Here is a 14549-nt window from a genome sequence, read left to right as displayed (position 1 = left end):
ATCGCCCCGGCGCGGCTGCCGCGCCGGGGTTTCTTTATCCGAATTCCAGGGGAAGACCGCGATGCAGGTCAGTCTCGACCCGTCCAACCCGCGGCCCGTTCCGGCGGATGTCGCGCCGGTGCTGCACCTTGACGGCATCACCAAGACCTTTCCGGGCGTGAAGGCGCTGTCCGAGGTGTCGCTGTCGCTGTATCCCGGCCAAGTGACCGCGCTGGTGGGCGAGAACGGGGCGGGCAAGTCGACCATCGTAAAGACCCTGACCGGCATCCTGCAGCCGAACGCGGGCACCATCACGCTGGACGGTCAGGCCGTCGTTTTCCCTACCGCACAGCACGCCACCGACGCCGGGATCACCGCGATCCATCAGGAAACGGTGCTGTTCGATGAACTATCGGTGGCCGAGAACATCTTCATCGGGCACCAGCCCCGCACCCGGTTCGGCCTGATCGACTGGGCGGCGATGCGGGCCCGCGCGCGCGAAATCCTTGACCGGATCGACGCCGACCTTGATCCCGACATGCCGCTGCATGAACTGGGCATCGCGTCGAAGCACCTTGTCGCCATTGCCCGCGCGCTGTCGGTCGACGCCCGCGTCGTGATCATGGACGAACCGACGGCAGCCCTGTCCCACAAGGAAATCGAAGAGCTGTACGAGCTGGTCGAACGCCTGAAGTCCGAGGGCCGCGCGATCCTGTTCATAAGCCACAAGTTCGACGAGATCTTTCGCATCGCCGACCGCTACACCGTGTTCCGCGACGGCCAGCACGTCGGCGAGGGGCTGATCGCCGAGATCGACGAGGGCGAGCTGGTCCGCCTGATGGTGGGCCGGTCGGTCGACCAGATCTTCCCCCCGCGCGACCACCGGGTCGGCGACGAGGTGCTGGCTGTCTCGGGCTATTCCCATCCGACCGAGTTTCAGGACATTTCCTTCACGCTTCGCAAGGGCGAGATCCTTGGTTTCTACGGCCTTGTCGGTGCCGGCCGGTCCGAGGTGATGCAGGCGCTGTTCGGCGTCACCAAACCATCGGGCGGTGAGATCCGCATCGACGGCACCGCGCATCAGGTCCGCTCGCCGTCCGACGCCATCGACGCGGGTATCGTCTATGTCCCCGAGGAACGCGGGCGGCAGGGTGCCGTGATCGGGCTGCCGATTTTTCAGAACGTCACCCTGCCCTCGCTGGCGCAGACGTCGCGCCGGGGATTTCTGAAGCTGTCCGAGGAATTCGCGCTGACCCGCGAGTATACGGAACGGCTGGACCTGCGGGCGGCATCGCTGGATCAGGACGTCGGCAACCTGTCGGGCGGCAACCAGCAGAAGGTGGTGATCGCCAAGTGGCTGGCGACGAAGCCCCGCGTCATCATTCTGGACGAACCGACCAAGGGCATCGACATCGGGTCCAAGGCCGCCGTGCACGCCTTCATGGCGGAACTCGCGGCGCAGGGGCTGGCGGTGATCATGGTCAGCTCGGAAATCCCCGAGGTGCTGGGCATGTCCGACCGCGTGATCGTGATGCGCGAGGGGCTGATCGCGGCGGAATTGACGGGCGACGAACTGACGCCCGAGACGCTGGTGCGCCATGCGGCGGGGATCGGGGCATGACGGTGTCGTTCCAGAACAAGAGCCGCCCCGAACCGAGGGGTGGCGCAAAAGCGCCGCCCCATGGGGGCGGGTCGGCGCTGTCCGGGCTGACGCCCGGGCGGTCCATTCTTTCAAAGCACACTGCCCCGGACACGGTGATCCATACGAAAGGCCCCCGCCCATGACCGCCTTCCTCAAATCGCGCGAGGCGATCCTGCTGGGTGCCATCGCCGTTCTGCTGGTGCTGATCGCCAGCCGGTTCCCGGCCTTCGTCGAGCCGTCGAACCTTGCCCGCGTCTTCACGGACACCTCGCCGCTGATCATCCTTGCGCTGGGGCAGACCGTGGTGATCCTGACCCGCTGCATCGACCTGTCGGTCGCCGCCAACCTTGCGCTGACCGGCATGGTCTGCGCCATGCTGAACGCGGCGATGCCCGGCGTGCCGCTGGCGGCGATCCTGCTGCTGGCCGTCGCGATGGGCGCGGTGATGGGCGCCATCAACGGGGTCATGGTCTGGAAGCTGTCGATCCCGCCCATCGTGGTGACGCTGGGCACCATGACCATCTATCGCGGCCTGATCTTCGTGATCTCGGACGGCGCATGGGTCAACGCCCACGAGATGAGCCCCGCCTTCACCGGTTTCCCGCGCTTCGACATCCTTGGCCTGCCGGTGCTGGCATGGATCGCGATCCTCGTCACCGCGCTGTTCTTCGTGATGATCGCCCGCACCCCGCTGGGCCGCGCCTTCTATGCCGTGGGCGGCAATCCCGGCGCGGCGGTCTACACCGGGATCGACGTGGGCCGGACGCAGTTCATGGCCTTCGTGATCTCGGGCGCGCTGGCGGGGCTGACCGGATACCTGTGGGTCGCGCGTTACTCGGTCGCGTATGTCGATATCGCGGGCGGGTTCGAGCTTGAGGTCGTCGCCGCCTGCGTGATCGGCGGCATCTCGATCGCGGGCGGCGCGGGGACGATCCTTGGCACGCTGCTGGGCGCGCTGTTCCTTGGCATCGTCAAGAACGCGCTGCCGGTCGTGAACATCTCGCCCTTCTGGCAGATGGCCATTTCCGGCACCGCCATCATCGTCGCCGTCGCCTTCAACGCGCGCTCCAGCCGTTCGAAAGGCCGCATCATCCTCAAAAGCGCCGAGGGCCACGCATGACCGACGCCGCCTCCCCCCGCCACGTCCCCGACCGGCTGCAATCGCCCGCCGCGCGCCTGCTGAAAAGCTGGGAAGTCCTGCTGCTGGCCGTCGCCGTGGCGATCTTCATCGCGAACAGCCTTGCGTCGCCCTACTTCCTGAACGCTTGGAACCTCAGCGACGCGACGTTCAATTTCACCGAGAAGGCGATGATCGCCTTCGCGATGGCGCTGTTGATCATCTCGGGAGAGATCGACCTGTCGGTCGCCTCGATCATCGCGCTGGCTTCGACCGCGATGGGCGCGGCGGTGCAGATGGGCGCGGGCACGCCGGAACTGGTGGCCATTGGGCTGCTGACGGGCCTGCTGTGCGGCGCGTTCAACGGGGTGCTGGTGACGGGGCTTGGCCTGCCGTCCATCGTGGTGACGATCGGCACCATGAGTCTGTTCCGGGGCATCAGTTATATCGTGCTGGGCGATCAGGCCTATCGCGGCTACCCGTCCGGTTTCTCGTACTTCGGGCAGGGCTATGTCTGGTGGGTGATCTCGTTCGAGTTCGTGCTGTTCGCGGTGCTGGCCGTGATCTACGGCGTGCTGCTGCACAAGACGAACTTCGGCCGCATGGTCTATGCCATCGGCAACAACGCGACCGGCGCGGCCTTCTCGGGGATCAAGGTTGCGCGGGTGAAGTTCATCCTGTTCCTTCTGACCGGCCTGATGTCCGGCATTGCCGCGATCTGCCTGACCGCGCGACTGGGCTCGACCCGGCCGTCCATCGCCTTTGGCTGGGAACTGGAGGTGGTGACGATGGTGGTGCTGGGCGGCGTGTCGATCCTTGGCGGGTCGGGCACCATCCCCGGCGTCGTGATCGCGGCCTTCGTGATGGGGCTGGTGACATTCGGGCTGGGCCTGCTGAACGTGCCCGGGATCGTGATGTCGATCTTCATCGGCCTGCTTCTGATCGGCGTCATCGCCCTGCCCCGGCTTTGGCAGAAGTGGAGACCGTGATGGAAAAATACGCCTTCCGCATGACGCTGACGCCCGGCTGCGCCGACGAATACAAGCGCCGACACGACGAGATCTGGCCCGAGCTGATGGCGCTTTTGAAGGACGCCGGCGTATCGGACTATTCGATCCATCTTGATGAGGAAACCAACCACCTGTTCGGCGTCCTGTGGCGCACCGACGATCACGGCATGGGCGCGCTGCCGCAGCACGAGGTGATGCAGCGGTGGTGGGCCCACATGGCCGACATCATGGAAACGAAACCGGACAACGAGCCCGTGGCGGTGCCGCTTGTCCCGATGTTCCACATGCCCTGATGAGCAACGTCGCCGTCATCGACATCGGCAAGACCAACGCCAAGCTTGCGGTGGTCGATACCGTCCAGATGCACGAGGTGGGTGTGCTCACCCGTCCCAATGCCGTGCGCCCCGGCGCGCCCTATCCGCATTACGATATCGAAGGCCACTGGGCCTTCCTGCTGGACGCGCTTGCGACGCTGCACGCCGAACACGGCATCGACGCGATCAGCGTCACCGCGCACGGCGCGTCCATCGTGCTGCTGGACGCGGATGGCGGACTGGCCTGCCCGATGCTCGACTACGAAAACGACGGGCCCGACGCGCTGGCAGATGCCTATGACGCGATCCGCCCGGCCTTCGCCGACACCGGGTCGCCCCGGTTGCCGATGGGGCTGAACGTGGGCGCGCAACTGCATTGGCTGCTGGAAACCCAAGTTGGCCTGCGGGACCGGCTGGCGCAGGTCGTCACCTATCCGCAGTTCTGGTCGGGCCGGCTGACCGGCAATTTCGCTTGCGAATACACATCGCTGGGCTGCCACACCGACCTGTGGCTGCCGCGCGAGGGGCGCTATTCGGCGCTGGTCGAAACTCTGGGGCTGACCGACAAGATGGCGCCGCTGGCCAAGGCAGGCGACGTGGCGGGCGCGCTGTTGCCGGACATCGCCACGCGCACCGGGCTGCCTGCCGATACCCCCGTGTTCTCGGGCATCCACGACTCCAACGCCTCGCTGCTGCCGCACCTGATCGCGACACAGGCGCCGTTCAGCGTGGTGTCGACCGGAACGTGGGTCATCTCGATGGCGGTCGGCGGCCCTACGGTGCCGCTGGATGCCGCGCGCGATACGCTGATGAACGTCAACGCGAACGGGGGTGCGACGCCCTCGGCGCGGTTCATGGGCGGGCGCGAGTACGAACTGGCAAAGCCCGAAACCGCGCCCCCCACCCCGGCAGACGTGGACGCCGTCCTGAATGGCAAGTTGTTCCTGCTGCCATCGGTCGAGCCCGGCTCGGGCCCGTTCCAGCACCGCACGGGCGGTTGGTCCGACCCGGCGATGACACCCGGACAGAAAGGCGCGGCGCTGTCGTTCTATCTGGCGCTGATGACGGCGACTTGTCTTGACCTGATCGGCGCAGGCGGCCCCACCATTGTCGAAGGTCCCTTCGCCCGGAACCCGCAGTTTCACGACATGCTGGGCGCGGCGACGGGGCGGGCCGTATCGACCGCCGCGTCGGCCACCGGAACCAGCATCGGCGCCGCGCTGTTGGCGCGGCCCGACGCGCCGGTGCCCGCCCTGACGGTGACGAAAGCACCCACGGGCGACCGCTGGCGCGCCTATGCGACGGCTTGGGCACAGGCCGTGGCCCGCACGCCAGAGCCTGCTACCAGTTCGTGAACGACCCGTCGCGCCGACGCAGGTGCGGCGCTTCCCAGAACTCGAACCCCCGGTGCGACAGCGCCTCTTCGTTGACTTCGATGCCAAGGCCGGGCGTGTCCGGCACCGGCAACACCGCGCCGTCCAACCGGCACTGGACCGGGAACAGGTCGGTATCGTCGAAGCCAAGATGCGTCTCGGCCGGGCTGGCGCGGGTTTCCAGCCAGCTGAAGTTCGGGACGGCGGCCGCGAAATGCACCGTGGCTGCGGTACAGATCGGACCCAGCGGGTTGTGGGGCATCATGTCGACGTAATGCGCCTCGGACCAGCCGGCGACCTTCATGGATTCCGTCAGCCCGCCCACGTTGCAGACATCGATGCGGTTGAACTGGTGGATGTCGCGTTCGATGTACGGCAGGAACTGCCATTTCGACGCGAACTCTTCACCGATGGCGAAGGGCACGTCGGTCATCCGACGGAGCGCCTCGTAGGCGGTGGGGCTTTCGTCGCGGATCGGCTCTTCCAGAAAGTCCAGCGTGCCGGACGGCATCTTCTGGCAGAAACTCGCGGCCTCGGCCACGGTCAGCCGGTGGTGATAGTCGATGCCCAGCACCACGTCCTCGCCCAGCGTCTCGCGCGCTTTGACCAGCCACTTGGCCGAGTTGGCGATATGCTCGCGCGGCTCGTAGGTCGTCTTGTTCTCGTGCCCGTCGGGCGACAGGCGCATCGCCGTCCAGCCGTGTTCGACCAGCATCTGCGCCTGCTCGATCATTTTCGGCCCCGGCGCCTCGAACGTGGTGGCGAAGGTCGGGATCACGTCGCGCTGCTTGCCGCCCAGCAACTGGTAGACCGGCACGCCCAGCGCCTTGCCCTTGATGTCGTGCAGCGCGATGTCCAGCGCCGAGATCGCGGCGGTCAGGACGCGCCCGCCCTCGAAATACTGGCTGCGGTACATCTCCTGCCACAGCGCGCCGATGGCGAAGGGATCGCGCCCCTCGACGAAAGCGGCGTAGTGTTCCAGCGCGCCTGCGACGGCCTTCTCGCGCCCCGACAGGCCGCTTTCGCCCCAGCCGTGAATGCCCTCGTCGGTTTCGACCTTCACGATCAGTTGGTTGCGGATGCCGACGCGGACGGCGAAGGTCTTGATCTTGGTGATTTTCATGTCTGTTACCAGTGCCAGAGTGTGCCGTCCTCCAGCCGGTTCACCGGCAGGTAGGCGCGTTGATAGGGGTGCTTGTCGGCTAGCGTCTCGTCGAAATCGACGCCGTGGCCGGGGGCGTCGCCGGGGTGCAGGTAGCCATCCGAGAAGGTCCATGCATGCGGGAAGACCGACAGCATCTCGTCGGTGTAGCCCGAGTATTCCTGAATGCCGAAGTTCGGCACCCACAGGTCCAGATGCAGGTTCGCGCCAAGGCAGATCGGCGACATGTCCGCCGCCCCGTGGCAGGCGGTGCGGACATGATGGACGCCCGCGAAATCCATGATCCGCCGCAGCGCCGTCGGCCCGCCCGCGTGGACGCAGGTGGTGCGGATGAAGTCGATCAGCTGTTCTTCGATCAGCTGCTTGCAGTCCCAGATCGTGTTGAACACCTCACCCACCGCCAGCGGCGTGGTCGAATGCTGGCGGATCAGGCGGAAGCCGTCCTGATTTTCGGCGGGTACAGTGTCTTCCAGCCAGAACAGCCGGTAGGGTTCAAGATCCTTCGCCAGCCGCGCCGCTTCGATCGGGGTCAGGCGGTGATGGGTGTCGTGCAGCAGGTGAACGTCGGCGCCATGCGCCGCGCGCAGTTCCTCGAACAAGGCCGGGATGCGGGGCATGTATTTCGCGGTCGACCAGACCTCTTCCTTCGGCAGGTCGCTGTCGGCGGCGGTGTTGGTCACCCCGGACGAGCCGGTGCCGTACACATCGGGCAGCCCCGGGATGCCGACCTGCGCGCGCACCGCCTTGTAGCCCTGTTCGATCCGCGCGCCGACCGCGTCAACGGCTTCCGAGATCTCGCGCCCCTGTGCGTGGGTATAGCACAGCACCCGGTCGCGACTGGCGCCGCCCAGAAGCTGGTACAGCGGCATGTTCGCGGCCTTGGCCTTGAGGTCCCAAAGCGCGGTATCAATCGCCGCGATGGCCGCCATCGTCACCGGCCCGCGCCGCCAGTAGGCGCCCCGGTACAGATAGTGCCAGATGTCCTCGGACCGCATCGGGTCGCGGTCCAGCAGGCAGGGCACGACGTGGTCCTTCAGGTAGGACGCAACCGCAAGCTCGCGCCCGTTCAGGGTGGCGTCCCCGACGCCGGTCAGGCCCTGATCGGTATAGACCTTGACGGTCACGAAGTTGCGGCCGGGACAGGTCACGAAGACCTTGATGTCGGTTATCTTCATTCTCAGGCTTCCTCGGGGACGTAGCGCACCCTGTCGTGGATGCGGCGCTGGTTCGGGTCCGGATGCGGGATCGCGGACAGCAGCGCCTGTGTGTAAGGATGTTCGGCCCGGTTGATGACCTGATCGGTCTCGCCGGTTTCGACCACGCGGCCACGGTACATCACCGCCACCCGGTCGCAGATGTAGCGGATCACCGACATGTCGTGGCTGATGAAGACGAAGCTGAGGCCCATCTCTTCCTGAAGCTGCACCAGCAGGTCCAGCATCTGGCTGCGCAAGGACACGTCCAGCGCGCTGGTCGCCTCGTCCGCGATGATCAGGCGCGGTTTCACAGCAACCGCACGCGCGATGCCGATGCGCTGGCGCTGGCCGCCCGACAGGGCGTGCGGGAACCGTTCGCGCCATTCGGGCGGCAGGCCCACCTGCCGCATCAGGTCCGCCACCTTGTCGTCGATCTGCTTCGGCGTGCCGAAGCCCGCCAGCCGCAGCGGCTCGGCCACGATCTGACCGACCGTCTTGCGCGGGTTCAGCGACCCGACGGGGTCCTGAAACACCATGCGCATCTCGCGGCGGACCGCTTTCAGCTCGGCCTTGCCGGCGGTGGCCACATCGACCACCGAACCGTCGGCGCGGCGAAAGTCGATGGCGCCCGCGTCGGGGTCGTAGATCCGCAGCAGGCAGCGGCCCATCGTGGTCTTGCCCGATCCGCTTTCGCCCACCACGCCCAGCGTCTCGCCATCCTTCAGCGTCAGCGACACGTCGTTCACGGCTTTCAGTTCGCCGAAGGTCTTGGTCAGCCCGCGCACGTCCAGCAGGGGCGCCGGCGCCGTGACCGTCTCTGGCGCGGCGTCGGTGCGCACAAGCGCCTCCGAGCGGTGCTCCAGCTTGGTGACCGAGCCGATCAGCATCTTCGTGTAGGGATCTTTCGGCGCATGGAAGATGTCTTCCACGCTGCCGTGTTCCTTGACGTGGCCGCGGTACATGACCAGCACCTCGTCCGCGATCTCGGCCACCACACCCATGTCGTGGGTGATGAACATCACGGCCATGCCATGCTCGCGCTGCAGCTTGCCGATCAGGTCAAGGATCTCGGCCTGCGTCGTCACGTCCAGCGCGGTGGTGGGTTCGTCCGCGATCAGGATGCGCGGATTGCAGGCCAGCGCCATCGCGATCATCGCCCGCTGCCGCATCCCGCCCGAGTATTCGAAGGTATAGCGGTCGATGGCGGTCTCGGGGTTCGGGATTTCCACCTGCCGCAGCAGTTCGATCACCCGCTCGCGCCGCTCGGCCTTGCCCATGCCGAAGTGAATGCGCAGTGCCTCGCCGATCTGGACGCCGATGGTGTGGATCGGCGACAGCGACGACATCGGTTCTTGGAAGATCATCGCGATGTCCTTGCCGCGCACGTCGCGGATCGCCCGGCCGCGCGGGTCCAGCGCGGCGAGGTCGACCTCGGTCCCGTCGCGGTCCAGCAGGATGCGGCCGCCTGTGATCTTGCCGGGTTTGTCCACGATCTGCAGGATCGACCGCGCGGTCACCGACTTGCCCGACCCGCTTTCGCCCACGACGCACAGCGTCTTGCCGGGTTCCAGCGTGAAGGACACATCGTCGACCGCCACGAAATCGCCGGTGCGCGTGGGAAAAACGGTGGTCAGGTTCTCGACCTTGAGGATCGGGCTCATGGCGTCACACCTTTCCATAGGGGTCGGCGGCATCGCGCAGCCCGTCGCCGAGGAAGTTCAGCGACAGCACGGCGATGACGATGGCGGTGGCCGGGGTGAACAGCAGCCACGGGGCCTGACTGACGGCGCGGATGTTCTGCGCCTCTTGCAGCAGGACGCCCCACGAGATCGCGGGCGGCTGAAGCCCGATGCCAAGGAAGGACAGCGCGGTTTCCGAAAGGATCATCACCGGGATCGACAGGGTCAGGACCGCGATGATGTGCGACAGGAAGGACGGCACGAGGTGGCGCACGATGATGCCCATCTCGCTCATCCCGTCCAGCCGGGCGGCGATGACGAAATCCTCGTTGCGCAGCGACAGGAACTTGCCCCTGACCTCTCGTGCAAGGCCGGTCCAGCCGATCAGCGACACGATGATCGTGATCATGAAGTAGACCCGCAAGGGTGGCCATGACAGCGGGATCGCGGCGGCTAGGCCCATCCACAAAGGGATCGTCGGGATCGAGCGCAGGAACTCGATCACCCGCTGGATGACCGTGTCCACCTTGCCCCCGAAGAAGCCCGAGATGCCGCCGATCAGCACGCCCAGAACAAGGCTAAGCGCCACGCCCACCAGCCCGATCGACAGCGAGATGCGCGCGCCATAGACGGTGCGGCTGAAGATGTCGCGCCCCAGCCGGTCGGCGCCGAAGATGTACATCGGCGACCGCGGCCCCGGCTCTAGCGGGCCGAACAGCTTGGTCTCCATCGGGATGAAGCCCATCAACTCGTAGGGCTGCGTCTTGACGAAGAAGCCCACCGGAATCGGGTTGGCCGGATCACGCTCGAACTCGCGCCGCATCGAGTCGGTGTTCAGCGTCATTTTCATCCCGTCGACATGCGGCATGAACTGGCCCTCGTGGAACAGCTGCAATCGCTGCGGCGGCGCGTAGGTGTAGGTTGCCGAGGTCTGGTTCGGGTCGAAGGGCGCCACGAATTCCGCGAAGGCCGCGATCAGGTACAGCACCAGCACCACGGCAAGGCTGACAACCGCCAGCTTGTGCTTGCGGAACTTCAGCCAGAACAGTTTCCACTGACCAGCGGCGGCAAGGTTCGCCTCGTGCCCCGCCGTTTCCTGACTGACCGCGGGGTCTGTCGTCTCGATCGCCGGATCATAGGTGAAGTCCGGCTCTGGTTCCTTGTAGGTCTTGGTCATTCCAGACGGATCCTCGGGTCGGCGATGGCAAGAAGGATGTCGGACAGGATCGTGCCGATGATCGTCAGGACCGAGATCAGCATGATCAGCGATCCGGCAAGATACATGTCCTGTGACAGCAGCGAGCGCAGCAGCAGCGGCCCGGTCGTCGGCAGGCTCATCACCACGGAAACGAGGATCTCGCCCGAGATGACGGTCGGGAGAATCCAGCCCAGCGTTGAGATCAGCGGGTTCAGCGCCATGCGCACGGGATAGCGCAGCAGCAGTTCCAGTTCGGACATGCCCTTGGCGCGGGCGGTGGTGACATAGGGCTTGGACAGTTCGTCCAGCAGGTTGGCGCGCATGATGCGCACCATCGTCGCCAGCGCGCCGGTGCCGATGACGAAGATCGGCAGCCAGACGTGGTTCAGGAAGTCGACGAACTTGCCCCACGACCACGGCGCGTCGATGTACTGCGCCGAGTACAGCCCGCCGACCGACTGGTCGAAGAACGCCGCCAGTACATACATCGCCGCCAGTGCGAGAACGAAGTTCGGCAAGGCGAGAAAGAAGAAGGCGAAGAAGGTCGCGACGTAGTCGGTGACGGAATACTGGCGCACCGCCGAGATGATGCCGATCGGGATCGCGACGGCCCAGACGAAGATCAGCGTCAGGATCGCCAGCAGGAAGCTATAGCCAAGGCGGTTCCAGATCAGTTCCGTCACCGGCTTGCCGAACTCGAACGAGATGCCGAAGTCGCCGCGCGTCACGATGCCCGTGACCCACTTGAAGTACTGGACGTACATCGGCTGGTCGAGGCCGTAGCGTTCGCGCATCGCGGCGAGCGTGCCCTCTTCGACGGCGCCACCCTGACTGGCCCAGTCGGCCATCAGCGTGGACAGGTAGTCGCCGGGCGGCAACTGGATGATGATAAAGGCGACCACCGACACCGCGATCAGCGTGGGGATCGCGTACAGCAGTCTTCTGGCGAGAAAGCTCAGCATCTCGGGTCCGGTCTTTCGGGAATTTCAGTCAGGGGAGACCGGGGCATGGGCGGGAGAGAGAGGCCCACGCCCCGGCAGTCAGCTCAGCGGTCGAACCACCACTGAGTGAGCGTGGGTGCGGGGTGCCAGAGGTTGCCCGTGATCGGGATACCGTCCACCACGTTCCGCAGGTCCTTGGACACCATCATGTACTTCGGCATGGGCCGCGAGATGCCGATGGTCAGGAACTGCTCGGCCGACAGCGACAGGAACTCCTGCATCTCGGCCAGACGGTCGGCATCGGTGGCCGCCGCGTTGACGTCGTCGTAGGCTGCCATCAGCTCTTTCACGGCTTCGGGCGGCTCTTCACCCGTCGAGCGGTCAGAGTACCAGTCCGCCCATTTCGAGGCGAAGAAGATGTCCGCCTTGAGGAACGGCATGTAGCAGCGCACGTCGCTGTAGGCTTCGGACAGACCGCCGACGCAGTTCCACATGTAGGCCTCGTGCTCGTTCGCGTACCACATCGTATTCAGACGCGCCCGGTCGGTGGTGCGGATCTGGATGTCGACGCCGATGTCACGGGCATACTGCTGCACCATCTGCATCACGTCCGGGTAGGACAGACCGAACACGTCGGCGACCATGAAGTTAATCACCATCGGCTCGCCGTTCGGCATCAGGCGGATGCCCTCGCCGTTCTTCTCGGGCATGATGCCGTCAAGGATCTCGTTCGCCTTGGCCGTGTCGTACTCGGTGTACTGGCTGGCGAGCGTCTCGTTGAACAGCTCGTGGTCCGGCTGGATCGCCACCTGCGCCGGGGCGCCTTGCCCGACGTAGATCAGGTCGATGATCTCTTGCCGGTTGATGGCGTGCGACAGCGCGATGCGGAAATCCTTGTTCTGGAAGATCTCGCGCTTGGTGTCGTCCTCGACGTTGAGGTTCAGCAGAACCACCGCGTCGTTCGCCGGCAGGTCCATCACGTCGACGAAGCGATAGTTGCCGCTATCCTGCCCGTCATACAGCACCGACCGGAAGGTCGAGTTGTTGATGTGACGGAAGGCGAAGTCGAAATCGCCCGAGGTCATGCGCAGGGCCATCAGCTGCGGGTCGTCGATCTTGGCCCAGGTGATGCCGTCGATATAGGGCAGCTGGTTGCCGTCCGGGTCGACCTTCCAGTAGAACGGGTTCCGTTCTGCCACGACGCGTTCCTGATCGGCGTAAGGCACGGTCAGAACCCACGGGTTCATCGTGGGCAGATCAAGGTTCTGCCAGAACTGCGGCTGGAACGAGAGCGACACCTTCGAGTTGAACAGCGCCACCCAGTCGCCCGCGGTCGCGTCCGCCTCGATCAGGGCGGGCAGCCCGTCGGCGTTGTACTTTTCGTGGAACTGGCTGAGGTAGTGCTTGGGGTAGATCACCGGATGGTGCCCCTGCCCGTAAGCCAGCTGTTGCAGGAACAACCCGTAGGGCGAGGCGAACTTGAACTCGACCGTGCGCTCGCCCGTCTGGGTCACGACGACGGGTTCGCCGCCGACGGTAAAGGTGGGCGACTTCGACGGGTTCAGCTGTTCGTTCATGAAGACATCTTCATACCAGAACATGATGTCCTCGACGGTGAACGGCGCGCCATCCGACCACTTCAGCCCTTCGCGCAGGGTGAAGGTGTAGGTGGTGGCGTCGTCCGACACCGTGAACTCTTCGGCAAGGCTTGGGACGACCTCGGACCACGTCGGGTCCCAGCGCACCAGAAGCTCGTTCGCGGTGGTCCGGGTCAGGTTGTAGTGGTCGCCGTTCGCAAGGATCGTGGTCCGCAGCGTGCCACCGTAGGTGCCGACGCTGTCGATCATATCCTCGACATAGGGATTGGCCGGCAGCCGCTCCTCTACCGGCGGCAGGTCGCCGCTTTCCACCATCGCATCCAGCATAGGCGCTTGGTGATAGTCCTGCGCCCATGCGCCTGCCGTCACAGCCAAAAGGCCGGCAAGACCCAAGGGCAGCGCGCGCACGCGCCGTCCGAAATCAAGCATTGGATTGTCTCCTCCTCTGTCGCGCCCCTCCTGGCGCTGTCGGAATCGCAGCGATATGCACTGTTCGCCGATTTTCCTACACAAACGGTCCAAGATCGTGCACTATTTGTCAATACTCGTGTATAAAACAGATGAGAAAGCACCTTGGCGAAGCGAGAAAACCTGATAAATCAGGGCCTCATGTCGACGAAAGCAGATAACGTGACCCCTTTGGCCGATCCGGCTCCGGCCGAGAGTCCGGTCTGCGATCTGATCCGCGAGGATATCATCGCGGGGCGGTTGTCCCCGAACGAGCGGCTGAAGGTATCGGACCTTGCCCGCCGCCACGGCGTCTCGACCAGCCCCGTGCGCGAGGCGCTGCAAATGCTGCGGGGCGAAGGCTTCGTCGTCCTGAACCCCAATCGCGGCGCGCGGGTGCGGCCGGTGGACGAAAGCTTCGTGCGCAACGTGTTCGAAGTCGAGATGCTGATCGAACCCTACCTGACCCGCACCTTCGTCGAGATGGTGACCGAAGACCAACTGACCGAGCTTGATCGCATTCAGTCCCGTATCGAGGACCTGAACTTCGCGGACGAACGCAAGCATTCGGATCTGGATACGGCGTTTCACAACGTCACGTACGAAAGCCACTACAACCGGCACATGTTCGACATGTGGCAGAAGCACCGGGAAATTCTGGGCGCGATCAGCCACCGGTATCCGGTGTCGCTGACCCGCCGCAAAGCGGTGATCGAAGAACACCGCGCCCTGCTGAAGGCATTCCGCGAACAGGATGTGGACACGGCCTGTGCCGTGATCACGCGCCATGTCGAGGGCTCTGGCCGCCATATCATCGAACAGATGCGGATGGCGGCGGCGCGCGGCTGAACGGCAAACGGGCGCGCCGGCAAAAGCGCACCCGTCCATGTTTT

12 protein-coding genes are annotated in these 14549 nt (G+C 65.2%); 6 read left to right on the top strand and 6 right to left on the bottom strand.

Features of this window, described 5'->3' with window-relative positions; translation table 11 throughout:
• Nucleotides 1-61 precede the first annotated feature (61 nt).
• The 5 genes from P1K30_RS12330 to P1K30_RS12310 all read left to right on the top strand — a co-directional run bounded on the left by P1K30_RS12330 (nucleotide 62) and on the right by P1K30_RS12310 (nucleotide 5417).
• A complete protein-coding gene (locus tag P1K30_RS12330) occupies nucleotides 62-1600 on the top strand; it encodes a sugar ABC transporter ATP-binding protein (RefSeq protein WP_275633044.1) in 1539 nt (512 codons plus the stop codon).
• A gap of 160 nt (nucleotides 1601-1760) precedes the next feature.
• Nucleotides 1761-2741 carry an ABC transporter permease gene (locus tag P1K30_RS12325; protein ID WP_275633043.1) on the top strand — a complete coding sequence of 327 codons (981 nt, stop codon included), beginning with the start codon at nucleotides 1761-1763 and terminating at the stop codon, nucleotides 2739-2741.
• The gene (locus tag P1K30_RS12320) at nucleotides 2738-3727 is read left to right on the top strand and encodes an ABC transporter permease (protein WP_275633042.1); all 990 of its coding nucleotides are present in this window, start codon (nucleotides 2738-2740) and stop codon (nucleotides 3725-3727) included. The genes P1K30_RS12325 and P1K30_RS12320 overlap by 4 nt, the downstream gene beginning before the upstream one ends.
• Nucleotides 3727-4041: an L-rhamnose mutarotase gene (gene rhaM, locus P1K30_RS12315; protein ID WP_275633041.1), complete on the top strand. Its 315-nt coding sequence runs from the start codon at nucleotides 3727-3729 to the stop codon at nucleotides 4039-4041. Before P1K30_RS12320 ends, rhaM begins: the two co-directional genes overlap by 1 nt.
• Nucleotides 4041-5417 (top strand): FGGY-family carbohydrate kinase, encoded by a 1377-nt coding sequence (locus tag P1K30_RS12310; protein WP_275633040.1) that lies wholly within the window; start codon nucleotides 4041-4043, stop codon nucleotides 5415-5417. The genes rhaM and P1K30_RS12310 overlap by 1 nt, the downstream gene beginning before the upstream one ends.
• On the opposite strand, the gene P1K30_RS12305 is transcribed toward P1K30_RS12310, so the two are convergent.
• The 6 genes from P1K30_RS12305 to P1K30_RS12280 form a co-directional block, all read right to left on the bottom strand.
• The gene (locus tag P1K30_RS12305) at nucleotides 5404-6558 is read right to left on the bottom strand and encodes a mandelate racemase/muconate lactonizing enzyme family protein (protein WP_275633039.1); all 1155 of its coding nucleotides are present in this window, start codon (nucleotides 6556-6558) and stop codon (nucleotides 5404-5406) included. The two genes, P1K30_RS12310 and P1K30_RS12305, sit on opposite strands and share 14 nt — an antisense overlap.
• Before the next feature lie 5 nt (nucleotides 6559-6563).
• Entirely contained in the window at nucleotides 6564-7772 is a 1209-nt protein-coding gene (gene manD / locus P1K30_RS12300) for a D-mannonate dehydratase ManD (RefSeq protein WP_275633038.1), read from the bottom strand.
• A 2-nt stretch (nucleotides 7773-7774) separates the two neighbouring features.
• Nucleotides 7775-9454: an ABC transporter ATP-binding protein gene (locus tag P1K30_RS12295; protein ID WP_275633037.1), complete on the bottom strand. Its 1680-nt coding sequence runs from the start codon at nucleotides 9452-9454 to the stop codon at nucleotides 7775-7777.
• Between the two features lie 4 nt (nucleotides 9455-9458).
• Nucleotides 9459-10649, bottom strand: a complete 1191-nt coding sequence (locus P1K30_RS12290; protein WP_275633036.1) for an ABC transporter permease — start codon at nucleotides 10647-10649, stop codon at nucleotides 9459-9461.
• On the bottom strand, nucleotides 10646-11632 hold the full coding sequence (locus P1K30_RS12285) for an ABC transporter permease (protein WP_275633035.1): 987 nt from the start codon (nucleotides 11630-11632) through the stop codon (nucleotides 10646-10648). The genes P1K30_RS12290 and P1K30_RS12285 overlap by 4 nt, the downstream gene beginning before the upstream one ends.
• A gap of 83 nt (nucleotides 11633-11715) precedes the next feature.
• Nucleotides 11716-13638 (bottom strand): ABC transporter substrate-binding protein, encoded by a 1923-nt coding sequence (locus P1K30_RS12280; RefSeq protein WP_275633034.1) that lies wholly within the window; start codon nucleotides 13636-13638, stop codon nucleotides 11716-11718.
• A 180-nt stretch (nucleotides 13639-13818) separates the two neighbouring features.
• Between P1K30_RS12280 and P1K30_RS12275 the strand changes: the two genes are divergently transcribed.
• Nucleotides 13819-14505, top strand: a complete 687-nt coding sequence (locus tag P1K30_RS12275; protein ID WP_275633033.1) for a GntR family transcriptional regulator — start codon at nucleotides 13819-13821, stop codon at nucleotides 14503-14505.
• Nucleotides 14506-14549 lie beyond the last annotated feature (44 nt).

The organism is Psychromarinibacter halotolerans (genome assembly GCF_029168315.1).
GTDB lineage: Bacteria > Pseudomonadota > Alphaproteobacteria > Rhodobacterales > Rhodobacteraceae > Psychromarinibacter > Psychromarinibacter halotolerans.
Note: the sequence above shows the minus strand (reverse complement) of the source record. Positions and strands in the feature narration are given on the sequence as shown.

Bases quoted from the DNA above. Each gene is read 5' to 3' on its own strand.
- P1K30_RS12320 (WP_275633042.1), top strand. From the start codon at position 2,738: ATGACCGACGCCGCCTCCCCCCGCCACGTCCCCGACCGGCTGCAATCG.
- P1K30_RS12310 (WP_275633040.1), top strand. From the start codon at position 4,041: ATGAGCAACGTCGCCGTCATCGACATCGGCAAGACCAACGCCAAGCTT.
- P1K30_RS12305 (WP_275633039.1), bottom strand. From the start codon at position 6,558: ATGAAAATCACCAAGATCAAGACCTTCGCCGTCCGCGTCGGCATCCGC.
- P1K30_RS12295 (WP_275633037.1), bottom strand. From the start codon at position 9,454: ATGAGCCCGATCCTCAAGGTCGAGAACCTGACCACCGTTTTTCCCACG.
- P1K30_RS12275 (WP_275633033.1), top strand. From the start codon at position 13,819: ATGTCGACGAAAGCAGATAACGTGACCCCTTTGGCCGATCCGGCTCCG.
- manD (WP_275633038.1), bottom strand. From the start codon at position 7,772: ATGAAGATAACCGACATCAAGGTCTTCGTGACCTGTCCCGGCCGCAAC.
- P1K30_RS12290 (WP_275633036.1), bottom strand. From the start codon at position 10,649: ATGACCAAGACCTACAAGGAACCAGAGCCGGACTTCACCTATGATCCG.
- P1K30_RS12280 (WP_275633034.1), bottom strand. From the start codon at position 13,638: ATGCTTGATTTCGGACGGCGCGTGCGCGCGCTGCCCTTGGGTCTTGCC.
- P1K30_RS12330 (WP_275633044.1), top strand. From the start codon at position 62: ATGCAGGTCAGTCTCGACCCGTCCAACCCGCGGCCCGTTCCGGCGGAT.
- rhaM (WP_275633041.1), top strand. From the start codon at position 3,727: ATGGAAAAATACGCCTTCCGCATGACGCTGACGCCCGGCTGCGCCGAC.
- P1K30_RS12325 (WP_275633043.1), top strand. From the start codon at position 1,761: ATGACCGCCTTCCTCAAATCGCGCGAGGCGATCCTGCTGGGTGCCATC.
- P1K30_RS12285 (WP_275633035.1), bottom strand. From the start codon at position 11,632: ATGCTGAGCTTTCTCGCCAGAAGACTGCTGTACGCGATCCCCACGCTG.